Origin of the sequence: Ralstonia sp. Ralssp110, from assembly GCF_047325135.1 — a bacterium.
Classification (GTDB): Bacteria; Pseudomonadota; Gammaproteobacteria; order Burkholderiales; family Burkholderiaceae; genus Ralstonia; species Ralstonia mojiangensis.
In genome coordinates this window covers 461,706-484,822 of record NZ_CP168610.1, presented here as the reverse complement: position 1 = coordinate 484,822, position 23,117 = coordinate 461,706, and the positions used below count along the sequence as shown (strand labels likewise).

At 64.9% G+C, this 23,117-nt stretch carries 20 protein-coding genes; 3 read left to right on the top strand and 17 right to left on the bottom strand.

The window, feature by feature from the left end:
* Positions 1 to 244: 244 nt before the first annotated feature.
* The 16 genes from ftsZ to coq7 form a co-directional block, all read right to left on the bottom strand.
* Positions 245 to 1,444, bottom strand: a complete 1,200-nt coding sequence (gene ftsZ, locus ACEN9T_RS10970; protein ID WP_024979177.1) for a cell division protein FtsZ — start codon at positions 1,442 to 1,444, stop codon at positions 245 to 247.
* A 140-nt stretch (positions 1,445 to 1,584) separates the two neighbouring features.
* Positions 1,585 to 2,817, bottom strand: a complete 1,233-nt coding sequence (ftsA, locus tag ACEN9T_RS10965) for a cell division protein FtsA (protein WP_004633059.1) — start codon at positions 2,815 to 2,817, stop codon at positions 1,585 to 1,587.
* Positions 2,814 to 3,725: a cell division protein FtsQ/DivIB gene (locus ACEN9T_RS10960; RefSeq protein WP_092972360.1), complete on the bottom strand. Its 912-nt coding sequence runs from the start codon at positions 3,723 to 3,725 to the stop codon at positions 2,814 to 2,816. Before ACEN9T_RS10960 ends, ftsA begins: the two co-directional genes overlap by 4 nt.
* A gap of 37 nt (positions 3,726 to 3,762) precedes the next feature.
* Positions 3,763 to 4,758, bottom strand: a complete 996-nt coding sequence (locus ACEN9T_RS10955) for a D-alanine--D-alanine ligase (protein WP_092972359.1) — start codon at positions 4,756 to 4,758, stop codon at positions 3,763 to 3,765.
* Complete coding sequence (gene murC, locus ACEN9T_RS10950) at positions 4,755 to 6,206, bottom strand: UDP-N-acetylmuramate--L-alanine ligase (protein WP_413707728.1); 1,452 nt, start codon at positions 6,204 to 6,206, stop codon at positions 4,755 to 4,757. The genes ACEN9T_RS10955 and murC overlap by 4 nt, the downstream gene beginning before the upstream one ends.
* Before the next feature lie 14 nt (positions 6,207 to 6,220).
* On the bottom strand, positions 6,221 to 7,309 hold the full coding sequence (gene murG, locus ACEN9T_RS10945) for an undecaprenyldiphospho-muramoylpentapeptide beta-N-acetylglucosaminyltransferase (RefSeq protein ID WP_413707727.1): 1,089 nt from the start codon (positions 7,307 to 7,309) through the stop codon (positions 6,221 to 6,223).
* Positions 7,306 to 8,547 carry a putative lipid II flippase FtsW gene (gene ftsW / locus ACEN9T_RS10940; RefSeq protein ID WP_092972356.1) on the bottom strand — a complete coding sequence of 414 codons (1,242 nt, stop codon included), beginning with the start codon at positions 8,545 to 8,547 and terminating at the stop codon, positions 7,306 to 7,308. The genes murG and ftsW overlap by 4 nt, the downstream gene beginning before the upstream one ends.
* Complete coding sequence (gene murD, locus ACEN9T_RS10935) at positions 8,544 to 10,043, bottom strand: UDP-N-acetylmuramoyl-L-alanine--D-glutamate ligase (RefSeq protein WP_413708442.1); 1,500 nt, start codon at positions 10,041 to 10,043, stop codon at positions 8,544 to 8,546. The genes ftsW and murD overlap by 4 nt, the downstream gene beginning before the upstream one ends.
* 143 nt (positions 10,044 to 10,186) lie before the next feature.
* The gene (gene mraY, locus ACEN9T_RS10930; RefSeq protein ID WP_092972354.1) at positions 10,187 to 11,356 is read right to left on the bottom strand and encodes a phospho-N-acetylmuramoyl-pentapeptide-transferase; all 1,170 of its coding nucleotides are present in this window, start codon (positions 11,354 to 11,356) and stop codon (positions 10,187 to 10,189) included.
* Positions 11,357 to 11,371: 15 nt separating this feature from the next.
* Complete coding sequence (locus tag ACEN9T_RS10925) at positions 11,372 to 12,808, bottom strand: UDP-N-acetylmuramoyl-tripeptide--D-alanyl-D-alanine ligase (protein WP_413707726.1); 1,437 nt, start codon at positions 12,806 to 12,808, stop codon at positions 11,372 to 11,374.
* A complete protein-coding gene (locus tag ACEN9T_RS10920) occupies positions 12,805 to 14,349 on the bottom strand; it encodes a UDP-N-acetylmuramoyl-L-alanyl-D-glutamate--2,6-diaminopimelate ligase (protein WP_413707725.1) in 1,545 nt (514 codons plus the stop codon). The genes ACEN9T_RS10925 and ACEN9T_RS10920 overlap by 4 nt, the downstream gene beginning before the upstream one ends.
* On the bottom strand, positions 14,346 to 16,133 hold the full coding sequence (locus ACEN9T_RS10915; RefSeq protein ID WP_252690541.1) for a peptidoglycan D,D-transpeptidase FtsI family protein: 1,788 nt from the start codon (positions 16,131 to 16,133) through the stop codon (positions 14,346 to 14,348). Before ACEN9T_RS10915 ends, ACEN9T_RS10920 begins: the two co-directional genes overlap by 4 nt.
* Positions 16,130 to 16,474 (bottom strand): cell division protein FtsL, encoded by a 345-nt coding sequence (gene ftsL / locus ACEN9T_RS10910; protein ID WP_092972350.1) that lies wholly within the window; start codon positions 16,472 to 16,474, stop codon positions 16,130 to 16,132. Before ftsL ends, ACEN9T_RS10915 begins: the two co-directional genes overlap by 4 nt.
* Before the next feature lie 19 nt (positions 16,475 to 16,493).
* A complete protein-coding gene (gene rsmH, locus ACEN9T_RS10905) occupies positions 16,494 to 17,453 on the bottom strand; it encodes a 16S rRNA (cytosine(1402)-N(4))-methyltransferase RsmH (protein ID WP_413707724.1) in 960 nt (319 codons plus the stop codon).
* Between the two features lie 9 nt (positions 17,454 to 17,462).
* Positions 17,463 to 17,891, bottom strand: coding sequence for a division/cell wall cluster transcriptional repressor MraZ (mraZ, locus tag ACEN9T_RS10900; protein WP_024979191.1), 429 nt, complete (start codon positions 17,889 to 17,891; stop codon positions 17,463 to 17,465).
* A 382-nt stretch (positions 17,892 to 18,273) separates the two neighbouring features.
* Complete coding sequence (coq7, locus tag ACEN9T_RS10895) at positions 18,274 to 18,924, bottom strand: 2-polyprenyl-3-methyl-6-methoxy-1,4-benzoquinone monooxygenase (RefSeq protein ID WP_316671686.1); 651 nt, start codon at positions 18,922 to 18,924, stop codon at positions 18,274 to 18,276.
* Between the two features lie 380 nt (positions 18,925 to 19,304).
* Between coq7 and ACEN9T_RS10890 the strand changes: the two genes are divergently transcribed.
* Positions 19,305 to 20,486, top strand: a complete 1,182-nt coding sequence (locus tag ACEN9T_RS10890; RefSeq protein WP_092972347.1) for a porin — start codon at positions 19,305 to 19,307, stop codon at positions 20,484 to 20,486.
* 193 nt (positions 20,487 to 20,679) lie between these two features.
* Positions 20,680 to 21,996: an MFS transporter gene (locus ACEN9T_RS10885; RefSeq protein ID WP_092972346.1), complete on the top strand. Its 1,317-nt coding sequence runs from the start codon at positions 20,680 to 20,682 to the stop codon at positions 21,994 to 21,996.
* Positions 21,997 to 22,017: 21 nt separating this feature from the next.
* Here the strand turns inward: ACEN9T_RS10885 and arfB are convergent, their stop codons facing one another.
* Positions 22,018 to 22,452 carry an alternative ribosome rescue aminoacyl-tRNA hydrolase ArfB gene (gene arfB, locus ACEN9T_RS10880; protein WP_413707723.1) on the bottom strand — a complete coding sequence of 145 codons (435 nt, stop codon included), beginning with the start codon at positions 22,450 to 22,452 and terminating at the stop codon, positions 22,018 to 22,020.
* 43 nt (positions 22,453 to 22,495) lie between these two features.
* Between arfB and trhA the strand changes: the two genes are divergently transcribed.
* Positions 22,496 to 23,113 (top strand): PAQR family membrane homeostasis protein TrhA, encoded by a 618-nt coding sequence (gene trhA / locus ACEN9T_RS10875; protein ID WP_413707722.1) that lies wholly within the window; start codon positions 22,496 to 22,498, stop codon positions 23,111 to 23,113.
* The last annotated feature ends 4 nt before the right edge of the window (positions 23,114 to 23,117 follow it).

Below are 23,117 nucleotides of genomic sequence, written 5' to 3'. Positions count from 1 at the left end.
GCACCGCGCGCGGCACAACGAACGGATACACCCGCCGGGCGGGGTGAACCCTTCCGGGGAGGCGGCCAGAGGCCAACCTGCCCGGCGGCAACGACTGTGTCCGGTTCGTCGAGCGCTGTCGACTTGCGAGCAGCGGGCCATCACACAACGGCGATCACGGGAGGGGAGCCGTGAACCGCGCGCGGCGTGCGGTGCCGCAGGCAGTCGGACGTGCGCGAGCGCTATCGAACCAACGCAGGCCCGATCAGTCCGCCTGCTTGCGCAGGAATGCCGGAATGTCGTACGTGTCGACGCCCTTCTCTTGCAGTGCCGCCACGTGAGCCGATGCCGACTCACGCGAGCTGCGCCACACGGCGGGGGTGTCGAAATTGCTGTAGTCCGGCGCGGCCGCCACCGAGTGACCGGCGCTACCGCCGAAAGCCACCGGCTGGTTGTCCGTACCGGTCTTCAGCAGCGTCATCGTCTGTTGCTGTTGCTGCTTGTTGCGAGCAGCGCGACCCAGGCCCGTCGCAACCACGGTCACCCGCAGTGCATCGCCCATGGCGTCGTCGTAGACCGTACCGAAAATGACGGTGGCATCTTCCGCGGCATAGCTGCGGATGGTGTTCATCACTTCCTTGGTTTCGGACAGCTTGAGCGAGCGGCTGGCCGTGATGTTGACCAGCACGCCCCGCGCGCCCGAAAGGTCCACGCCTTCCAGCAGCGGGCTTGCCACGGCTTGCTCAGCGGCCAGACGTGCACGGTCGACGCCGGACACGGTGGCCGTGCCCATCATCGCCTTGCCTTGTTCGCCCATCACGGTCTTCACGTCTTCGAAGTCGACGTTCACCAGACCATCGACGTTGATGATTTCCGCGATGCCGGCCACTGCGTTGTGCAGCACGTCGTCGGCGCACTGGAAGCACTTGTCCATCTCGGCATCATCGCCCATGACTTCGAAGAGCTTTTCGTTGAGCACGACGATCAGCGAATCGACGTTGCCTTCGAGGTCGTTCGCGCCATGCTCGCCAACCTTCGAGCGGCGTGCGCCTTCGAATTCGAACGGCTTGGAGACCACGCCCACGGTCAAGATGCCCATTTCCTTGGCGACCTGTGCGACCACCGGTGCTGCGCCCGTACCCGTACCGCCGCCCATGCCGGCAGTGATGAAGACCATGTGCGCGCCGCGCAGTGCGTCGGCGATCTGCTCACGGGCTTCCTCTGCGCAGTGCTTGCCCACTTCGGGCTTGGCACCGGCGCCGAGGCCCGTGCTACCGAGCTGCAGCACGCGCGATGCGGTCGAGCGCTTGAGCGCCTGCGCATCGGTGTTCATGCAGATGAATTCCACGCCTTGCACGCCGCGGTTGATCATGTGCTGCACGGCATTACCGCCCGCGCCGCCGACGCCGACCACCTTGATGATGGTGCCGTCCTGCATTTCCGTTTCAATCATGTCGAAGTCCATCATTGCCTCCAGAAGTGATCAGTCCCAGACGATGCAGCCTCCCCGCCGCAACTCCTGGTTCCTGAACAAAAAACATCAAAACAAGAAACTCAACTTGCTCCCCCCAGGGAGCACATCGCCAACACCCGGCACACACGTGCTTAGAAGTTGCCGATGAACCATTCCTTCATGCGCGTCCAGATCTGCTTGGCCGATCCGGACTGCACCACAACCTTGCGCCCCCGCACCCGCTGCACGCGACCTTCCTGCAGCAAGCCCATCACGGTGGCGTAACGCGGGCTCTTCACCACCTCGTGCAGGTTGCCGCGGTACTCCGGCACGCCCACACGCACGGGCTTCAAGAACATGTCTTCACCCAGCTCGACCATGCCGGGCATCATTGCGGTACCGCCAGTGAGGACCACGCCGCTGGAGAGCAGTTCCTCATAGCCGGATTCGCGCACCACCTGATGCACGAGCGAGAACAGCTCTTCCACGCGCGGCTCGATCACGGCAGCCAGCGCTTGACGCGAAAGCGTGCGCGGCCCGCGGTCGCCGACGCCCGGCACATCGATCATCTCGTCCGGATCGGCCAGCACCTGCTTGGCGATGCCGTACTGGATCTTGATGTCCTCGGCGTCCGGCGTCGGCGTGCGCAGGGCCATCGCGATGTCGTTGGTGATCTGGTCGCCGGCGATGGGGATCACGGCCGTGTGGCGGATCGCGCCTTCGCTGAAGATCGCGATGTCGGTCGTGCCGCTGCCAATGTCGACCAGCACCACGCCGAGTTCCTTCTCGTCTTCGGTCAGCACGGCCAGGCTTGATGCGAGCGGCTGCAGAATCAGGTCGTGCACCTCCAGCCCGCAGCGACGCACGCACTTGACGATGTTCTGCGCCGCACTCACTGCGCCCGTCACGATGTGCACCTTCACCTCGAGCCGGATGCCGCTCATGCCAATCGGCTCGCGCACGTCTTCCTGGCCGTCGATGATGAATTCCTGCGTGAGAATGTGCAGGATCTGCTGGTCGGTCGGGATGTTGACGGCCTTGGCGGTCTCGATCACGCGGGCCACATCGGTGGAGGTGACTTCCTTGTCCTTGATCGCCACCATGCCGCTCGAGTTGAAGCTGCGGATATGGCTGCCGGCAATGCCCGTGAAGACCTCGCCGATCTTGCAATCGGCCATCAGCTCCGCTTCTTCGAGCGCCTTCTGGATCGACTGGACGGTCGCCTCGATATTGACGACCACACCCTTCTTGAGCCCCTTCGATTCGGTCTGGCCCATGCCGATGACCTCGTAGGCGCCGTCAGGACGCAGCTCGGCGACCACCGCCACCACCTTGGAGGTGCCGATGTCCAGCCCGACCAGAAGATCCTTGTATTCCTTGCTCATCGCGTTTTCTCTGTGCTTCGCGTTGCTTTGTTGTTGGCCGCCGGCTTACCCCCCAGCGTGGCTTTCGGCTTTGCAGCACTGCTGGTGCCATTCGCGGTGCCAGGCAGCTTGCCCCCCTTGGCCAGCACCGCAGCCTGCGCATCGGTCAGGAAGCGCACACCCGCCGCCCGAACTGCGAATCCGTTGGGATACCGCAGATCGGCGTATTCGATCTGACCGCCCCAGCGCTTCGTCACCTCGGGCCACGCACGCACAAAGCGGCGGGCACGCGCGGCCAGCGCTGTGCGGTCATCGTCATTCAGTTCGCGGCCCAGCTCGATGACCGTGCCGTTGGACAACCGCGCGCGCCAGGCGTAGCGGTCGGTGAGCGTCACGCTCAGCGGCTCGACATTCATCGGCTTGAACCACTCGGTCATGGTCTCCAGTTTGTCGACCACGTCCTGCTCGGTTCCTTCGGGGCCAGCCAGCGCAACCAGGTCGGTGTCATCTTCAGCTTCGGCCAGGTTGGCCACGAAGACTTCGCCATACGTGTTGACCAGCTTGCCGGACTCATTGCCGCCCCAGGTGCCGAGCGCTTCGTGCTCCTGCACTTCCACCAGCAGCCCGTTCGGCCACACGCGGCGCACGCTCGCACGCCGCACCCACGGCACCGATTCGAATGCGGCACGCGCGTCGTCCAGATTCAGCGAGAAGAAATTGCCGCGCAGCTTGGTCAGCGCGTTGGCGCGCAGACTCGGCACATTCACGTGGCGCAACTCGCTGCCGGCCATCGGCATCACCCGCACCTGCTGCAGCTGGAACATCGGTCGCTGCATCAGCCAGACCGTCCCAACGCCCAACGCGCCAAGCGCGAGCAGCGCATAGAGCGCACTCGCGACGGCGTTGAGGAGACGGGTGTTGTGCCACATAACGTTGTGTTGTCCGGTTTCGCTGACGTTGCGTTGATTACTCTGGTTTCCAGTCGGTGCTCGCGTGCAGCTCCAGCGACGCACTCGCGGCCAGTTGCAGCACAAAATCTTCATAGCTGATGCCGGCCGCGCGCGCGCCCATCGGCACCAGCGAATGGCCGGTCATGCCCGGCGACGTGTTCATCTCCAGCAGGAACGGCGCGTTGTCGGACTTGCGCAGCATGATGTCGGCACGGCCCCAGCCACGGCAGCCCAGCCCGCGATATGCCTGCACCACCAGCGCCTGCACGCGCACGGCCACATCGGCGGGAATCGGTGCCGGGCATTCGTAGCGCGTGTCGTCGGTGAAGTACTTGTTCTGGTAGTCGTAGTTGGCCTGCGGCGCGACGATGCGGATGAGCGGCAACGCGGTCGCGCTCTCGCCTTCGCCGATGATCGGGCAGGTCAGCTCGTCGCCTTCGATGAACTGCTCGGCCATCACATCGCGGTCCAGGCGCGCAGCCTTCTCGTAGGCGGCGGGCAGCTCGGCGGCGCTCGTGACCTTGGTCAGACCGATCGACGAACCTTCGCGCGCCGGCTTGACGATCAGCGGCAGGCCAAGGCGGTCGGCCACGGCTTGCCAGTCGGCGCCGGCGTGCAACATCACGAAGTCAGGCGTGGGCAGGCCGTGAGTCTGCCATTGGCGCTTGGTGGCTTCCTTGTCCATCGCCAGCGCAGACGCGAGTACGCCGCTACCGGTGTACGGAATGCCGAATTGCTCGAGCAAGCCCTGGATCGTGCCGTCTTCGCCAAAGCGGCCGTGCAGCGAGATCACCACGCGGTCGAACCCTTGCTTGGCCAGATCGGCCACGGCCTGCAGGCCCGGGTCGAACGGGTGCGCATCGACGCCCCGCGCGCGCAGCGCAGCCAGCACGCCGTTGCCGGACATCAGCGAGATTTCGCGTTCGGCGGACCGGCCGCCCATGAGCACGCCCACCTTGCCGAGGGACTTCGGATCAATCGTCGGATTTGGAACAAACGGACCGGTCGTCATGCTGCGGCGCCTCCGTTCAGATCCACGACATTTGTGCTGCGCGCCTGCGCCTGCAACGCCACCACTTGACCGGGCACCTGCCCGATCGAACCTGCGCCCATGGTGATGACCACGTCGCCGTCCTGCGCCGCATTCAGAATCGCTTGCGGCATGTCTTCGATCTGCTCTACGAATACCGGCTCGATCTTGTTGGCTACGCGCAGCGCACGCGTCAGCGCGCGGCCGTCGGCGGCGACGATGGGAGGCTCACCGGCGGCGTACACCTCGGCGAGCAGCAACGCATCTACGGTGCCGAGCACCTTCACAAAATCTTCGAAGCAGTCGCGCGTGCGGGTAAAGCGGTGCGGCTGGAACGACAGCACAAGGCGACGACCGGGGAACGCGCCGCGCGCCGCGGCCAGCGTGGCAGCCATCTCGACGGGGTGGTGGCCGTAGTCATCGATGAGCGTGAAGCGGCCCTTGCCGTCGGCGGTCGGCACTTCGCCGTAGCGTTGGAAGCGGCGGCCCACGCCGTTGAATTCGGCCAACGCCTTGACGATGGCCTCGTCCGGCACTTCCAGTTCGGTAGCGATGGCGATGGCGGCCAGCGCGTTCTGCACGTTGTGCAGGCCCGGCAGGTTGAGCGTGATCGACAGCGGCGGCTCGGCATGGCCGTTGATCTGGCGGATCACGGTGAATTCCATGCGGCCATCGACGGCGCGCGCATTGACCGCACGCACTTGCGCATCTTCGGCAAAACCGTAGCGCACGACAGGCTTGGAGACGAACGGCAGAATTTCGCGCACGTTCGAATCATCCACGCACAGCACGGCAATGCCGTAGAACGGCAGACGCTGCGTGAACTCGATGAACGCCTGCTTCAGACGCGAGAAATCGTGCCCGTAGGTCTCCATGTGATCGGCATCGATATTGGTGATGACCTCGATCACAGGGAACAGGTTGAGGAACGACGCGTCGGATTCGTCGGCCTCGGCGACGATGAAATCGCCCGTGCCCAGCCGAGCGTTGGCGCCGGCAGAGTTCAGGCGGCCGCCGATCACGAAGGTCGGGTCCAGGCCGCCTTCAGCCAGCACGGAGGCGACAAGGCTGGTGGTCGTCGTCTTGCCGTGCGTGCCGGCAATGGCGATGCCCTGCTTCAGGCGCATCAGCTCGGCCAGCATCACCGCACGCGGCACGATGGGGATGCGTTTGGCGCGCGCGGCCAGCACTTCGGGGTTGTCGCCGCGCACGGCGGTGGAGACGACCACGGCATTGGCGCCGATCACATGCTCCGGCGCGTGGCCCTGCATGATTGTCGCGCCGAGGGTTGCCAGCCGCTGCGTGGTCGCGCTGCTGCCCAGATCTGAGCCTGTCACGCGGTAGCCGAGGTTCAGCAGCACCTCGGCGATGCCGCTCATACCGGCGCCGCCGATGCCTACAAAATGGATGTTCTTGACGATGTGCTTCATATCGATTCGATTCCCTATGCCCGTGCCACCGCTACACACACGTCGGCGACACGCTCGGCCGCTTCGGGCCGTGCCTGCTCACGTGCTTTAGCCGCCATATCGGCCAACTGCGCACGCGTCAGGGACGCGAGTGTATCTGCCAGCGATGCCGGACCCAGTTCCTGCTGCGACACCAACAGCGCTGCGCCGCGTTCCGAAAGGAAGCGCGCGTTGGTGGTCTGGTGATCGTCCACGGCGTGCGGGAACGGCACGAACAGCGCCGCGACACCCGCCGCGGCCACTTCTGAAACAGTCATTGCGCCCGCACGGCAAATCACGAGATCGGCGTGCGCATACGCGGCCGCCATGTCGTCGATGAAGGGCACGGGTTGCGCGTGGGCATCGTCAATGCCCGCGGCGGCATAGTTGGCGCGCAGCGTGTCGATCTGCTTGGCGCCAGCCTGATGGATGACGATCGGGCGTGTATCAGCCGGCAGCAACGCCAGCGCCTTGGGCACCACGTCGTTGAGCGCTGCCGCGCCCAGGCTGCCGCCCACGACCAGCACGCGCAGCGGGCCGGTTCGCTCGGCGTAGCGCGCTTGCGGTGAAGCCAGCATGGCAAGGTCGGCGCGGATCGGGTTGCCGACCCACTCAGCGCCGGACAGCGCATTCGGAAATGCGCACAGCACGCGATCCGCTACGCGCGCAAGCACGCGGTTGGCCAGACCTGCGATGGAATTCTGTTCGTGCAGCACCAGCGGGCGCCCCAGCAGCACGCTCATCATGCCGCCCGGGAACGTGATATAGCCGCCCATGCCCAACACCACGTTTGGACGCACACGACGTACCACACCGAGGCTCTGCCAGAACGCGCGCAACAGGTTGAGCGGCAGCAGAAACTTGGTAACGAGGCCCTTGCCGCGCAGGCCACCAAACTGTACCGACTCCAGCGGAAAGCCATGCTTGGGCACCAGTTGGCCTTCCATGCCGTTCGCGTTGCCAAGCCACACCACCTTCCAGCCACGCGCGGCAAGCAGCTTGGCCACCGACAGCGCGGGGAAGATGTGACCGCCCGTACCGCCGGCCATGACGAGGAGCGTGCGAGGCGCCGTACCTACCGTCATACCTTGCCCCCCCGCATCAGCACGCGGTTTTCGTAGTCGATACGCAGCAGCAGCGCGAGCGCCACGCAGTTCATCAGGATGCCCGAGCCGCCGTAGCTGACCATCGGCAGTGTCAGGCCCTTGGTTGGCAGCAGGCCGAGGTTCACACCCATGTTGATGAAGGCCTGCCAGCCGATCCAGATACCCAGGCCTTTAGCGACCAGGCCGGCAAACGTGCGGTCGAGCTGCAATGCGGTGCGGCCGATCTCGAATGCGCGCCGCACCATCCAGTAGAACAGCAGGATCACGATCAGCACGCCGACGAAGCCCAGTTCCTCGCCGATCACAGCCAGGATGAAGTCGGTGTGCGCTTCCGGCAGGTAGTGCAGCTTCTCGATGCTGCCGCCCAGGCCGACGCCGGTCCACTCGCCACGGCCGAAAGCGATGAGCGAGTGCGTGAGCTGGTAAGCCTTGCCCTGTGCGTATTCCTCCTGCCAGGGGTTCAGGTACGCAAAGATCCGCTCACGCCGCCACGGCGACGCCACGATCAGCAGTGAGAAAGTTGACACCGCCGTCAGCACGAGGCCGCCGAACAGCTTGCCGTTCACGCCGCCCAGGAAGAGGATGCCCATAGCCACGGCCGCGATCACTAGGAACGCGCCCATGTCCGGCTCCAGCAGCAGGAGCGAGCCCACAAACGCCACGGCCACGCCCATCGGCAGGAAGCCCTTGCGCACGCTCTGCATCCAGTCCTGCTTGCGCACGGTGTAATTGGCGGCGTACAGCACGACCGCCAGCTTCATCAGCTCGGACGGCTGGAAGTTCATGACGCCCAGCGGCAACCAGCGGCGCGCGCCGTTCACGCCCTTACCCACGTGCGGCACGAGCACGATCACCAACAGCACCAGCGCGATGATGAAAAGCTTCGGTGCGTATTTGTCCCAGAACTTGACCGGAATCTGGAATGCGACGATCGCACCGATGAGGCCGATCACCAGCGAGAAAATGTGGCGGATCAGGAAGTGCCCGTTGCTGTAGTTGGCGTACTTGGGCGAATCCGGCAACGCGATGGACGCCGAATACACCATCACCAGCCCGAGGCCGAGCAGCACAATCGCAACCCACATCAGCGGCTGGTCGTACTCCATCATCTTGGAGCGCGTGGGCTTGACCCCCGAAACGGCATCACGCAGGCCATCCCACGCATTGCCGATGGTCGCGCCGATGAAGCCGCTGCGCTTGATCTGGGTGTCGCTCATAGGAGGACTCCTCGGTCTGCCGCCAGTGCGGCCACGGCCTCGTGGAACACCTGGGCGCGATGTTCGTAGTTGCGGAACATGTCAAAGCTGGCGCACGCCGGCGACAACAGCACGGCATCGCCCGGTTGCGCATGAGCGGCGGCTTGCGGCACAGCGGCTTCCAGCGTCGGCGCATCGATCAGCGCGACACCGGTATTGGCCAGCGCCTCACGAATCAGCGGTGCATCGCGGCCGATGAGGATCACGGCGCGCGCGTACTGCGCGACCGGCTCGGCCAGCGGCGAGAAGTCCTGACCCTTGCCGTCGCCACCCGCGATCAGCACGACATGCTTGGACAAGCCCGAGAGTGCAGCCACCGTCGCGCCGACGTTGGTGCCCTTGCTGTCGTCGAAGAATTCGATGTCGTCAAATGCGGCGATCAGTTCGACGCGGTGCGGCTCGCCGGCGTAGTCGCGCAGGCCGTGCAGCAGCGCGCTCACCGGAAGGCCGATCGCCCGGCACAGTGCCAGCGCAGCCATCGCGTTGGTCGCGTTGTGCAAGCCCCGGATGCGCAGTGCGTCAGCTGGCATCAGGCGCTTGAGGCGCACTGGCACCGGCGCGGCCGGCACGTTGTCGCTTTTCTTGCGGCGCGTGGGCTTGGGAAGATCGTCCTCATCGGCTTCCGCCAATACGATCCAGGGCATGCCGCCATCGCGCAACAGGCCGAGCGCATCGGGCGTGCCCGGTTCGTCGATGCCGAAGGTGATGTCGCCACCGTTCTTGCTGGCGAATGCCATCACGGCAGCATCCTGACGATTCAGCACACGCACGGTGTTGGCGCCAAAGATGCGGCCCTTGGCCGCGGCATAGGCGTCCAGCGTGCCGTGCCAGTCGAGGTGATCCTGCGTAATGTTCAGGACGGTGGCGGCGTCTGCGTCCAGCGTGTGCGTGGTTTCGAGCTGGAAGCTGGAAAGCTCGAGCACCCACACGTCGGGCAGCGTGCCGGCGTCAATGCATTCCCCGAGCTTATCGAGCGCCGACGGGCTGATGTTGCCTGCTACGCCGACAGTCTTGCCGGCGCGCTCCACCAAGGCGCCCGTGAGCGCAGTGGTGGTTGTCTTGCCGTTGGTCCCAGTGATGGCCAACACGCGCGGCGTGTAGCTCTGCGCGGTCTTGAGACCCGCCAACGCGCGGGCAAACAATTCGATCTCGCCCCACACCGGCACGCTGCGCGCATTGGCGGCGCTCAGCAGTGCGGCGACGTTGGCATCCAGCGGCGACAGCCCGGGACTGATCGCCACCAGCGTCACATCGTCCAGCAGCGACACGGCGAATGGGCCGCTCACGAATTCGGCATCCGGCACGTGCGCACGCAACGTCGGCAGGTTGGCCGGCGCCTCGCGCGTGTCGGCCACGCGCACTCGCGCGCCATGACGGGCACACCAGCGCGCCATTGCCAGGCCGGATTCACCAAGGCCGAGCACCAGCACCGCCGGCGCGTCGAAGTCGCCGAACATGCGCGGCTCCTGGGCGGTTTCGGCAGCGGGCATCGGTTCGGTGGAATCGAGCGTCGCGACAACGGCGTCCACGGCCGCTTCCGGCTGTGTGGCGTCCATGTCGTCCGGGCTGATCGATTCGGTCATGTCGGTCATTTGCGTGCTCACCGCAGCTTCAGGGTCGACAAGCCGATCAGCACCAACATCATGGTGATGACCCAGAAGCGCACGACCACTTGCGTTTCCTTCCAGCCGGAGAGCTCGAAATGGTGATGCAGCGGCGCCATGCGGAACAGACGCCGGCCCTCGCCATAACGCTTTTTGGTGAACTTGAACCACGTCACCTGCAGCATCACCGAGACGGTCTCGGCCACGAAGATGCCGCCCATGATGAAGAGCACGATTTCCTGACGCACGATCACGGCGATCGTGCCCAGCGCGCCGCCAAGCGCCAGCGCGCCAACGTCACCCATGAACACCTGCGCCGGATGCGCGTTGAACCACAGGAAGGCAAGCCCGGCCCCCGCCATCGCCGAGCAGAAGATCAGCAGCTCACCCGCACCTGGAATGTGGGGGAACAGCAGGTACTTGCTATAGACGGCGCTGCCCATCACGTAGGCGAACACGCCTAACGCACTGCCTACCAGCACGACCGGCATGATGACGAGGCCATCAAGGCCGTCGGTCAGGTTCACAGCATTGCTGGAACCAACGATGACGAGATACGTCAGGATGATGAAACCGAACACGCCCAGCGGGTAGCTGATCTCTTTGAAGAACGGCACGATCAGGTGCGACTTGGCCGGCAGGTTGAGTGACAGGCCGCTGCGCACCCAATCCATGAACAGCTCGAGCACGCGCATGTTGCTCGTCTCCGAGACCGAGAACGCCAGATATGCCGCAGCAAAGAGGCCGATCACGGTCTGCCAGAAGAATTTCTCGCGCGAGGACATGCCCTTCGGATCACGGTGCACGACCTTGCGGTAGTCATCCACCCAACCGATCGCGCCGTAGCCCAGCGTGACGAGCAGCACGATCCAAATGAAGCGGTTGCCCCAGTCCGCCCATAGCAGCGTCGACACAGCAATACCGATGAGCACCAGCACACCGCCCATCGTGGGCGTGCCCGCCTTGACCAGATGCGTTTGCGGGCCATAACTGCGCACAGCCTGGCCGACCTTCAGCTCGGTCAGGCGACGGATCACCCACGGCCCAAACCCGAGGCCGATCACCAGCGCCGTGAGAGATGCCATCACGGCGCGGAACGTCAGATAGTTGAAGACGCGCAGGAAGCCGTAGTCGTTCTGCAACCATTGCGCCAATGCCAATAACATGGGTTCTTGCTTCCCTTAGTGCTGCTGTTGTGTGCTGGAACCGGTCGACAAATCCGCAACCGGGTCTTTCAAGACCAGCGCTTCCACAATGCGTTCCATCCGCATGAAGCGCGAGCCCTTCACCAATACCGTCGCAGCCGGCGCAATGGCGGGCACGCCGTGTTCAATCAAGTCCTCCGCCGACGCAAAATGCTGCGCGCCTGCGCCGAAAGCGTCGACGCTGTGGCGCGCAAGCTCGCCGGTTGCCAGCACCGCGTCGATGCCGTGCTCCCGCGCATAAGCGCCGATTTCTTCGTGGAATGCCGGACCCTGCGAGCCAACCTCGCCCATGTCACCCAACACCAACCAGCGCGGCGCCGGCAGCGTGACCAGCGCATCGATCGCTGCGCGCATCGAATCGGGGTTCGCGTTGTACGTGTCGTCGATGACGAGGCCGCCGTGCGTGCCCTGCTTGCGCTGCAGCCGCCCCTTGACCGGAGCAAAGTTGCCCAGCGCCTGTGCTATCACCTCGGGAGCGACACCGGCTGCGAGCGCGCATGCCGTCGCGGCCAGCGCATTGCGTGCGTTGTGCAACCCGAGCAGCGGCAACGTGATGACGAAGCGTTGCCCAGGGGCCTGCACATCGATGCGTTGCCCGTCGGCGGTGTCCGCCGCCGTGCCCGTCACAGCCCCGGCCTCGATACCGAAATCGAGCACGCGACGCGAACCGGCCGCGGCTTGCCACACCGGCGCATATTCGCCACCGTTGGCCGCATCACGCGGGAACACCGCAACGCCATCGGGCGGCAGCGCGGCCAGCACGGCGGCGTGCTCTTCAGCCACCGCTTCCACGCTGACCATGAATTCCTGGTGCTCGCGCTGAGCGTTATTGATCATCGCCACGGTGGGCTGGGCAATGGCGGCCAGCACGGCCGTCTCGCCCGGATGATTCATCCCGAGTTCGAGCACGGCCAGCTTGTGTTGCGCATTCAAGCGGAACAGCGTGAGCGGCAGGCCGATGTCGTTGTTGAAGTTACCGGCGGTCGCCAGGCGAGCGTCTTCACCCACAGCCTGCGCGAAGATCGCGGAGATCATTTCCTTGACCGTGGTCTTGCCGTTGCTGCCCGTCACGGCGACGACGGGAATCGGGAACTGGCGGCGCCAGCCGGCGGCAAGTTGGCCGAGTCCGATACGCGTATCGGCAACGGTCAGCACGGCCACCTTCGTCACATCCAGCGTGGCAGCAGGTGCGCGCGACACCAGCACGGCGGCAGCGCCACGCGCCACCACCTCGGGCAGGAAATCATGCGCATCGAAACGCTCGCCGATCAGCGCGACGAACAGGTCGCCGGGCTGCACGGCGCGGCTGTCCGTTGTCACGCGCAGGATCGCCGCATCGGGGCCAGCCAGATGGGCACCGGCCATCCAGGCAGCGGCGTCGGTGGCATGCATCATCACGGTCAGGGCGCTCATGCATTCACCCCGCGGGCGGCGAGTGCCAGGCGCACATGTTCCTGATCGGAGAACGGTCGCTTGCGACCAGCAATCTCCTGCGTCGATTCATGCCCCTTGCCGGCCACGACGATCACGTCATGCGCATCGGCGTGGCGCACGGCGTGCAGGATGGCGGCCGCGCGGTCTTCGATCTGGGTGGCGGCGCGCGGATTGTCCATGCCGTCGGCGATCTCGTCGAGGATGTGCTGCGGATCTTCGCTGCGCGGGTTGTCGGAGGTCAGCACCACGTGCGGCGCCAGGCGCTCGGCGATGGCGCCCATCTGCGGACGCTTGCCAGGGTCGCGGTCACCGCCGCAGCCGAACACAGCCCACAGCTTGCCGCCGCGCGCCTCGGTAATCGGCGCAAGCGCGCGCAGCGTTTGCTCCAGCGCGTCGGGCGTATGGGCGTAATCGACCACCACGAGGGGCCCGTCTTCACCGCCGAAACGCTCCATGCGGCCGCTCACCGGCTGCAGCTTTTCCAGGCGCGCAATGGCGTCCTGCCACGGCACACCAGCCGCCAGCAGTGCACCCAGCACACCCAACAGATTCGATACGTTGAACAGGCCGACGGTGGGGGCATGCACGGTCGCGTGACCGAAGCTGCCGTCCACGTCGAACGTCGTACCGGTGCGATGCGCGCGCACGTTGCTGGCGCGCAGCCATTGTCTGGCGCCGTGCTGCGCAGCGGCTTCGCCGTCGATGCCGTATTCGAGGGTTTCGACTTCGGCGCGGGCGTTCTGCAGCAAGCGCACACCGGCCGCATCGTCGCGATTGATCACCGCCGCGCGCAGGCCCGGCCAGCTGAACAGACGCGCCTTGGCGAGCTCGTACTCGGCCATCGTGCCGTGGTAGTCGAGGTGATCCTGCGTCAGGTTGGTGAACACCGCGATGTCGAAGCTGGTGCCATCCACGCGGCCTTGCTCCAGGCCATGCGACGACACTTCCATGGCGATGGCGCGAGCACCCGCACGGTGCAGATCGGCAAGGCTGTGCTGGAGCTGGATGGCATCCGGCGTGGTAAAGCCGGTCGCGGCCAGCGCATCGACAAACCCGGTGCCGAGCGTACCCACCACTGCGCAACGCTCGCCGTGTTTGGTCAGCGCCTGCGCAATCCATTGCGAACACGATGTCTTGCCGTTGGTGCCTGTCACGCCAATCACGCGCAGGGCGTCCGCGCCCGGTACGCCGTACCACTGCGCGGCAAGCGGACCGGCCAGTTCAGCCAGACCGTCCACCGGCAGGATGCGCACGGGCGCGTCTGCGGGCATTGCGTAGCCATGGGCTTCGGCCAGCACGGCGGAAGCCCCTGCCTCGATGGCCTGAGGAATATGCGGACGGCCGTCGCCATGCTGGCGCACATTGCCGAGCACGTAGGCGACGAACACATCGCCAGTCTTGAGCTTGCGCGTATCGCTCGTGAGGTCGGCACCCGCTGGCGCTTGTACGCGCAGCCAGTCCGCCACGGGCGCCAGGCGCGCGGCGATGGTCGGACGATCGGACGTCGGCTTGGCCGTCATTGCAGCCCTCCCACCGGCTCTTCCGGCACGTCCGGCGTCATCACGAGCTGACGCACCGGCGAATCCGGCGGCACGTTCAACGCGCGCAAGGTGCCGCCCACGATCTGCGAAAACACCGGACCGGCGGCGCCGCCACCGTAGCGGTTACCCACAGTGGGCTCATCCACGCTCACCGCCACGATGATGCGCGGGTTCGACATCGGCGCCAGACCAATAAACGAGGCGCGATACTTCGAGCGGTCATAGCCGCGCCCGGTGTGCTTCCACGCCGTGCCGGTCTTGCCGCCGACGCGATAGCCCATCACCTGGGCCTGCGGTGCGGTACCGCCGGGCGCCGTCACCGTCTCGAGCATCTGACGGACCTGCCGCGCCACCTCCGGCGAGATCACGCGCTCGCCCTGCGGCGGCTGGCCGTCGGTGCGGTACATGGTGATCGGAATCAGCTCGCCATCGTGCGCAAAGATGGTGTACGCATGCGCAATCTGGAACAGCGACACCGACAGGCCGTAGCCGTACGACATGGTCGCCTGCTCGATGCGGCGCCATTTGTTTGCCGGCCGCAGCCGCCCCGCCACCGCGCCCGGGAAGCCGATCTTCGGTGCCTGCCCCAAGCCCACACTGGTGAACATGTCCCACATTTCCTGCGGCTTGAGCATCATCGCGATCTTGGTCGTACCGATGTTGCTGGAGTGCTGGATCACCTGGGCGACCGTCAGCGTGCCGTAGTTGCCGGTATCGGAAATGGTCGCGCCTTCAAAATTGTATTTGCCGTTGGTCTGCACCAGCGTAGTGGGCGTCACGCGCTTGAGCTGCAACGCGAGGCTGATGGTGACCGGCTTCATCATCGAGCCGGGCTCGAAGGTGTCGGTCAGCACGCGGTTACGCAGTTGCTCGCCAGACAGGCGGGTGCGGTCGTTCGGGTTGTAGGTCGGGTAGTTGGCGAGTGCCAGCACCTCGCCGGTCTGGGCGTCCAGAACGATCGCACTGGCGGCCTTTGCGTGGGTACGCTCGATGGCGGCCTTCAGTTCATTGAAGGTCAGGTACTGGATCTTGGCGTCGATCGACAGCGTCTGATCATGCCCATCACGCGGAGCCTTGAGCACGCCCACGTCTTCCACCACGCGGCCCAGCCGATCCTTGATCACCTGACGCTGTCCGGCGGCACCGGCGAGGTCGGACTCGCGCGCCAGCTCCATGCCTTCCTGGCCTTTGTCCTCGACGTTGGTGAAACCGACGATGTGCGCCATCGCCTCGCCTTCCGGGTAGAACCGTTTGTATTCACGCGTCTGATAGATGCCATCGATCTTCAGCGCGGCAATCTGGTCGGCCACCTCGGGCAGCACCTGACGCTTGAGGTAGACGAAGCCCTTGTCTTCGCCCAGCTTGCCCGAAAGCTCCTTGTTGTTCATGCCGAGCAGCTTGGCGAGCTTCTTCATGTCTTCGCCAGGCACGTTGTTGGGCACGTCTTCGGGCACGGCCCAGATGGCCTTCACCGGCAGGCTCGTGGCCAGCACCAGACCATTGCGATCAAGAATCTTGCCGCGCGTGGCCGGCAACTCCAGCGTGCGTTGGAAGCGCTTCTTGCCCTCGGCCTCATAGAAACGGTTGCCGGGGCCTTGAATCCACAGCGCGCGACCGATCAGCGCCAGGAAGGCCGCGAACATCAGGAACACGACCAGCTTAGAGCGCCACATCGGCAGGCGCAGGCCCAGCACGGGGCTGGCGGAAAACTGGCCCAGGCGCGCGCGCGCCGTGGTGCCGTTGGATTTGCGTGCGCCGCTCATGGCTGTACTCCGGAAGCCGTGGGCGCGCTCGCCGCCGCCGAGGACGCCCCGGAGCCCCCCCCTGCTGTCGGCAAATCGGCAAACCCCTGCAGATACTGCGTGCGACCCGCCTGTGCGGGCGACATCTTCAACTGCCTGCTCGCGATGTCGGCAATGCGAGCGCTCTTGCCCAGCGCGCTCTGCTCATATTGCAGACGCGACCAATCGGTGTTGAGTTGCTTCTCTTCCGCCTGCGCGCGATCCAGCGCGACAAACAGTTGCCGCGCCTGATGCTGTGCGTTGACCAGCGACAGCGCACACAGCACCAGCGCGGTCAGCAGGAACATGTTCAGGCGGTTCATGGCGTGCGGCTCCGTCGGCTCAGCAACGCTCGGCCACGCGCATGATGGCCGAGCGCGCACGCGGGTTGGCCGACACCTCGGCCTCCGACGGCTTCACGCGGCCAAGCAGGCGCAACTGCGGCGCCGGCAATTCATGCGCACGCAGCGGCGCCCGACGCAGTTCCGGCGCGGCGGATTGGTCCGGGCGCGCCAGGGCCTGCATGAAGCGCTTGACGATGCGGTCTTCCAGCGAATGGAAGCTGATCACGACGAGACGTCCCCCCTGTTCCAGGCGTTCAAAAGCGGCCTTCAGACCGGTTTCGAGGTCCGCAAGCTCTTGATTGACGTGAATCCGTAAAGCTTGAAAGGTGCGGGTCGCAGGGTCTTGGCCCTTCTCGCGTGTTTTGACGGCTTGCGCCACGAGCGCGGCAAGCTCGGATGTGCGATCGAGAGGACCTCGATCCCCGGATTGGCCCCGGCGAGCAACAATCGCCTTTGCAATCTGTACAGCAAACCGTTCTTCCCCATAGTCCCGTATCACCCTCGCAATGTCGCGCTCATCAGCCTCAGCCAGCCATTGGGCTGCGGTGATGCCGCGCGTGGTGTCCATCCGCATGTCGAGCGGGCCATCCATCCGGAACGAGAAGCCACGTGCGCCTTCGTCGATCTGCGGCGAGCTGATGCCGAGATCGAGCAGCACGCCGGCCACTCGCTCCACGCCACGCGCGTCCAGGCACTGGGCCATCTGCGCGAAGCTGTCATGCTCAATAGCGAAGCGGGCATCCTCTACGGTGCCCGCTTCGGTGATTGCTGCCGGGTCCTTGTCGAAGGCGACAAGTCTGCCGCCGGGCCCCAGCCGTTCCAGGATGAGCCGGCTGTGCCCGCCTCTCCCGAAGGTTCCATCGATATAGAGGCCGTCGTCGCGCCAGATGAGCGCGTCGACCGCTTCGTCTAAGAGCACCGTCTGATGGCGCAGTCCCGTACTGGCTTGGGTTGTCATCGTGCGTCATCAAAAGGAGAAATTCTTGAGGGCGTCGGGCATGCCTTGCGCCATGGCGGCTTGCTCCTTCGCGGTGTACGTGGCGGCGTCCCAGACTTCGAAGTGGCTGCCCATGCCGAGCAGCATCACGTCACGTTCCAGGGAGGCAGCCGTGCGCAGTTCTGGGGTAATGAGGACGCGGCCGGCGGTATCGAGTTCGACATCTGCGGCGCTGCCCAGGAAGATCCGTTTCCACCAGTGGGCTTCCATCGGCAGCGCAGCGATGCGCTCGCGAAAGCGTTCCCACTCGGGGCGCGGAAACAGCATGAGGCAACCGTCCGGGTGCTTGGTCACAGTCACCCGGCCCTCGGCCTGCAGCTGGAGCGCTTCGCGGTGCCGAGACGGAATGGACATCCGCCCTTTGGCATCCAGCGTTAGCGCCGACGCACCCTGGAACACGTTTGTTTCTCTCTCCGTGTGGCGATTCGATCGCCACTCACCTTGCCGTCAACTGGCCTGCAAACGGCCTCTTTAAACCACAAAACTACACTTTCTGACACTGTTTCCCACTTTAGAGGAACGACTTTAGGCGGTCAAGGCTTGCGAAGGGCTGCGAGACGGAAAATTTGCAATCAGAACAATGACTTAGCGCATCTCCCCGGAGCAGCCAAGTCACTTTTCTCAATCAAATGAAGGAGATAGCGTGGTTTATGCAGAAACCACGTGAGAGAACAGCGAGCGGCCGCGCCCTCGTAAGAGGGTACAAACCGCAGGCAGCAAAGCTCGGGCGAATGGAGGAGCGTGCGCCGTGTCGCCGGGTCGTCGACCCGCCACACGTGCGTCAGATGCGATAGGCGGCGGTGGTCATGACGCGTGACGCGGCACGCATGGCTTGGCGGATCGGCGCAGGCAGATCAATGCCGCCGGCTTGGCGCGCGTTGTCGCCGTGGCGGATTTCGTCGTCGCGCATCTGGGCGACGATGGCACGCGAGCGGGTGTCCTGTTCGGGCAATGTATCGAGATGACCGTCGAGGTGATGCTCGACCTGGCGCTCGGTCTCGGCGACGAAGCCGAGGCTGATCTTGTCGCCGAGGCGTCCGGCCACCGCGCCGATCGCGAAAGCGCCGGCGTACCACAGCGGATTGAGCAGGCTCGGGCGGTCGTTCAATTCCTGCAGGCGCTGGGCGCACCAGGCGAGATGGTCTTCTTCTTCGCGTGCGGCTTCGTCAAGCTGGGCTCGGATGGCCGGGTCCCGGGCAAACAGCGCTTGCCCCTGGTACAGGGCCTGCGCGCAGACCTCGCCGACATGGTTCACGCGCATCAGGCCGGCGGCATGGCGGCGGTCGGCCTCGGAAAGCTTGGTCGCGTTGTCGGCCCTATCCGCGGAGGTGGACACGATCACGGCGTCAGCAGGGTTCGGTCGGCTGGCGCGGGTGACGCCTGCCACAGCGCGCAGGGCGCGGTCGAATTCGGGGATGAAGCGGTCGAGCATAGGTACGGGCACCGCCGACAGTGGCGTGCGGCGCGATCGCCATTGTAAAGCCGACGCTGCGCGGGACCTTGCGTCCGGTCAGAAGCGGGTTGACCAAACACTACTGTACGGGATAACCCTGTTGGCGCGCGGATCGCATCTAAAACCGCAACGAATCAAGCGCGCTCATCGCCGATCTATTTCAAATTCGGAAACAGCCTGTTGCCGGGATCAGACAGCAAACGCGCGTTTACGAACATTCGTTCGCAAATTTCGACCGAGCCCAGTATCGCGTTGCTACATTAGTCAGCGACTTCGATTGAAAGTCATGGGGCGGGAAGACAAGAACGGAGGGTCTGCCTGCCACCGAACTCAATAAATAAAGATCTGGAGACCGACCGATGAAGAAATCGCTGCTGGCATTGGCAGTGCTGGGCACGTTTGCGGGTGTTGCGCAGGCTCAGTCGAGTGTGACGCTGTATGGCGTGGTCGACGCGAACGTCGAGTACGTCAACCACGAGCAGAACGTAACGGCGGCAGGCGTCGCCATTCCGGGCAGCAGCGGTTCGCGCCTTGCAATGCAGGCAGGCGGGCTGTCTTCCAACCGTTGGGGCTTGCGCGGCGTTGAAGACATCGGCGGCGGGCTCAAGGGTCTGTTCGTGCTGGAATCAGGTTTCGGCATGGACACCGGCACGCTGCAGCAAGGTGGCCGCCTGTTCGGCCGGCAGGCGTTTGTTGGCTTGCAAGGCAACTGGGGCAAGATCACGCTGGGTCGTCAGTACACGACGATCTTCGACATGATGGCGAACTTCTCGCCGAGCGGGTACGCCACGCAGTGGGAGCCGGTGGTCGGCCTGCTGGGCGCGAACTTCCGCGAAGACAACATGATCAAGTACGGCGCCACGTTCGGCCCGTTGACGGTCGAAGCCCACTGGTCGTTCGGCGAGCGCACGGGCAGCAACACGGCCAATTCGGCCTACGGCGCCGGCGCGAACTACTTCGCTGGCCCGTTTGGCTTGGGTGTCGCATATGACGAAGTGAAGGTGCTGACGGCCGCAGAAGCCCTGGGCCTGTCGGGCGGCAACGAATATGCCCGTGACAAACGCGCCGCCATTGCGGCCAGCTACACCACGGGCCCCGTCAAGGTGATGGCAGGCTTCCGCTACGGCAACACCGAAGCGCCTTCCAGCGGCGCCGCAGCCGCACTGACGCCGCACCGCGATGATCTGTACTGGCTGGGCGTGAACTACCAGGCAACCCCGGCACTCGGCCTGACGCTGTCGTACTACTACGACAACATCAAGGAAGCGACCATCGGCGGCGCCACCATCAACCCGCGCAACCCGCAGCAGTGGAACTTCATCGCCGACTACAACTTCTCGAAGCGCACCGACGTGTACCTGACGGCCGCGTATTCGCGCAATGGTTCGCTGAACTGGGATTCGATCGGCTACGCGACCAACCCGGCAACGGGCGCGCAGACATCGGTGGGCTATCTGCCGGCGGCATCGCAGACGTACTTCATCACGCCGAACTCGGATAACCAAGTCGGTGTGGCAGTGGGTGTGCGCCACAAGTTCTGACGCACGCTTTGGTTTTTGCCCGCCGCCCCTCTCCTTGGCGGGCGCAGGAAGGCACCTTCGGGTGCCTTTTTGCATGGCCGCGCGCTATGCTCTGCGATCGAGCCCGCCGCCGGACAGCAAGACGGCAAGACGGCAACACAACAACGCGCGGCGCTTCATAACGACAACAACGCGAACCTCACCGGAGACCCGCATGTCCTCTTCGACTTCTCCAACCATGGCGCCCGCTGCCCCCGACGCGACGGCCGACGCCAGCCGCTCGCGCATCGTCTTTGCGAGCTTCATCGGCACGGCCATCGAGTTCTACGATTTCTATGTCTATGCGACCGCCGCGGCGCTGGTGATCGGCCCAGTGTTCTTTCCACATGGGTCTGCCACGGCGCAAGCGCTGTCGGCGTTCGTCACCTTTGGTATCGCGTTCATTGCGCGACCGATCGGCTCGTTCCTGTTCGGCCACTTTGGCGATCGCATCGGGCGCAAGTCGACGCTGGTGGCGTCACTGCTGGTGATGGGCATTTCAACCACGCTGATCGGCCTGGTGCCGGGATACGACAGCATCGGCACGCTCGCACCGATTCTCCTGTGCGTGCTGCGCTTTGGCCAGGGCATTGGCCTGGGCGGTGAATGGGGCGGCGCGGCGCTGCTGGCCACCGAAAATGCACCGGCCGGCAAGCGCGCGTGGTTTGGCATGTTTCCTCAGCTCGGCCCGTCGGTCGGCTTCCTGGCATCGAACGGCCTCTTCTTCGGGCTGGCCATCGCATTGTCGGACGAGCAGTTCCGCAGTTGGGGCTGGCGCGTGCCGTTCCTGGTCAGCGCAGTGCTCGTGGCGCTGGGCTTGTATGTGCGATTGAAGATCGCCGAGACCCCGGCCTTCCAAGCCGCCATCGACCGGCAGGAGCGCGTGAAGGTGCCGGTCGCCACGCTGCTGGCGCACCACTGGTGGCCCACGCTGCTGGGCGCGCTGGCCATGGTGGTCTGCTACACGTTGTTCTATATCTCGACGGTGTTTTCGCTGTCGTACGGCGTGGGCACGCTGCATTTCTCTCGCCCGAGCTTCCTGGGGTTGCTGTGCCTGGCAGTGGTGTTCATGGGGCTGGCAACGCCGCTGTCGGCGTGGGCGTCGGACCGTTTTGGGCGCAAACCGGTGCTGATCGTCGGCATCATCGCGGCCATTCTGTCGGGCTTTGCGATGGCGCCGCTGCTGGGCAGCGGGCAGACGCCGCTGGTGGCGCTGTTCCTCATCATCGAGTTGTTCCTGATGGGCGTGACCTTCGCGCCGATGGGCGCGCTGCTGCCGGAGCTGTTCCCGACCAACGTGCGCTACACCGGCGCCGGCGTGTCGTACAACCTCGGCGGCATTCTCGGCGCGTCGATTGCGCCGTATATCGCGCAGAAGCTTGCCGAGCAAGGTGGCCTGAGCTGGGTAGGCATGTATGTGTCGGCCGCCGCGGTGGTCAGCCTGATCGGTGTGCTCTGCATGCGCGAGACGCGCGATACACGGCTGATGTAAGGATCCCGCATAGCAACGCGCTTAATCCCACGAGTGGCGGCCCGAGCGACCACGCTTGACGTCGCCACGCGCGCGCTTGCCTTCCAGACGGCGCGTCTTGGACGCGCGCGTAGGCTTGGTGGCGATCCGCGACTTCGGCACCGAAAGCCCCGTCGCGATGAACGCGACCAGACGTTCACGCGCATCCTGGCGGTTGCGGTCCTGCGTGCGAAACCGTTGTGCATCAATCACAATCACGCCCTGATCGGTCAAGCGGCGGTCGCGCTTTCCCAACAGGCGAGCGCGCAATGCGTCCGGCAACGACGGCGATTGGGCGATGTCAAAGCGCAACTCCACCGCCGTCGATACCTTGTTGACGTTTTGCCCACCCGCTCCGCTTGCGCGCACAAAGCGCTCGACCAGCTCGGTCTCCGGAATAGACAATTGGGGGGTGATTTTGAGATCGGTGCCGGGCATTGGGGCATTGTAGGGAGAACCCGTTTTTTCTGGAGATCAGCGTATGTATCGGGGAGAACGTTTCAACGGCTTCAGCCACCTGGCCGGGGCCATCCTTGCCGCCGCTGGCATGGCCGTTCTGGTAACGTCGTCCGCCCTCCACCACGACGCGTGGAAGGTCGTCAGCTCAGTCGTCTACGGCACGACGCTCGTCTTGCTCTACACCATCTCCACGCTGTATCACAGCCTGCGCGGGCCGGCCAAAAGCATCTTCCAGCGGCTCGACTATTGCGCCATCTACCTGCTGATCGCCGGTAGCTACACGCCGTTTGCGCTCGTTACGTTGCGCGGCCCCTGGGGCTGGGCGCTGTTCGGCATCAACTGGGCGTTGGCGGCCATCGGCATTGCGCAGGAACTCTGGATCGGCCACCGCACGCGCCTGTTCTCGCTGCTGATCTACGTGGTGATGGGCTGGCTGGTGCTGATTGCCATGGGGCCGTTGGCAGCCGCCCTGCCTGCCCCGGGCCTGTGGTGGCTGGTGGCGGGTGGCGCGCTTTACACGGTCGGCATCGGCTTCTTCCTCTTTGACGAGAAGGTGCGGCACTTCCACGGCATCTGGCACCTCTTCGTCTTGGCGGGCAGCGCGTGCCAGTTCGTCAGCATCCTGCTGTACGTGGGCTGATAGG

What these genes read in the sequence shown, in the direction of transcription:
- ftsZ (WP_024979177.1), bottom strand. Translation starts at nt 1,444, where the DNA reads ATGGACTTCGACATGATTGAAACGGAAATGCAGGACGGCACCATCATC.
- ftsA (WP_004633059.1), bottom strand. Translation starts at nt 2,817, where the DNA reads ATGAGCAAGGAATACAAGGATCTTCTGGTCGGGCTGGACATCGGCACC.
- ACEN9T_RS10960 (WP_092972360.1), bottom strand. Translation starts at nt 3,725, where the DNA reads ATGTGGCACAACACCCGTCTCCTCAACGCCGTCGCGAGTGCGCTCTAT.
- ACEN9T_RS10955 (WP_092972359.1), bottom strand. Translation starts at nt 4,758, where the DNA reads ATGACGACCGGTCCGTTTGTTCCAAATCCGACGATTGATCCGAAGTCC.
- murC (WP_413707728.1), bottom strand. Translation starts at nt 6,206, where the DNA reads ATGAAGCACATCGTCAAGAACATCCATTTTGTAGGCATCGGCGGCGCC.
- murG (WP_413707727.1), bottom strand. Translation starts at nt 7,309, where the DNA reads ATGACGGTAGGTACGGCGCCTCGCACGCTCCTCGTCATGGCCGGCGGT.
- ftsW (WP_092972356.1), bottom strand. Translation starts at nt 8,547, where the DNA reads ATGAGCGACACCCAGATCAAGCGCAGCGGCTTCATCGGCGCGACCATC.
- murD (WP_413708442.1), bottom strand. Translation starts at nt 10,043, where the DNA reads ATGTTCGGCGACTTCGACGCGCCGGCGGTGCTGGTGCTCGGCCTTGGT.
- mraY (WP_092972354.1), bottom strand. Translation starts at nt 11,356, where the DNA reads ATGTTATTGGCATTGGCGCAATGGTTGCAGAACGACTACGGCTTCCTG.
- ACEN9T_RS10925 (WP_413707726.1), bottom strand. Translation starts at nt 12,808, where the DNA reads ATGAGCGCCCTGACCGTGATGATGCATGCCACCGACGCCGCTGCCTGG.
- ACEN9T_RS10920 (WP_413707725.1), bottom strand. Translation starts at nt 14,349, where the DNA reads ATGACGGCCAAGCCGACGTCCGATCGTCCGACCATCGCCGCGCGCCTG.
- ACEN9T_RS10915 (WP_252690541.1), bottom strand. Translation starts at nt 16,133, where the DNA reads ATGAGCGGCGCACGCAAATCCAACGGCACCACGGCGCGCGCGCGCCTG.
- ftsL (WP_092972350.1), bottom strand. Translation starts at nt 16,474, where the DNA reads ATGAACCGCCTGAACATGTTCCTGCTGACCGCGCTGGTGCTGTGTGCG.
- rsmH (WP_413707724.1), bottom strand. Translation starts at nt 17,453, where the DNA reads ATGACAACCCAAGCCAGTACGGGACTGCGCCATCAGACGGTGCTCTTA.
- coq7 (WP_316671686.1), bottom strand. Translation starts at nt 18,924, where the DNA reads ATGCTCGACCGCTTCATCCCCGAATTCGACCGCGCCCTGCGCGCTGTG.
- ACEN9T_RS10890 (WP_092972347.1), top strand. Translation starts at nt 19,305, where the DNA reads ATGAAGAAATCGCTGCTGGCATTGGCAGTGCTGGGCACGTTTGCGGGT.
- ACEN9T_RS10885 (WP_092972346.1), top strand. Translation starts at nt 20,680, where the DNA reads ATGTCCTCTTCGACTTCTCCAACCATGGCGCCCGCTGCCCCCGACGCG.
- arfB (WP_413707723.1), bottom strand. Translation starts at nt 22,452, where the DNA reads ATGCCCGGCACCGATCTCAAAATCACCCCCCAATTGTCTATTCCGGAG.
- trhA (WP_413707722.1), top strand. Translation starts at nt 22,496, where the DNA reads ATGTATCGGGGAGAACGTTTCAACGGCTTCAGCCACCTGGCCGGGGCC.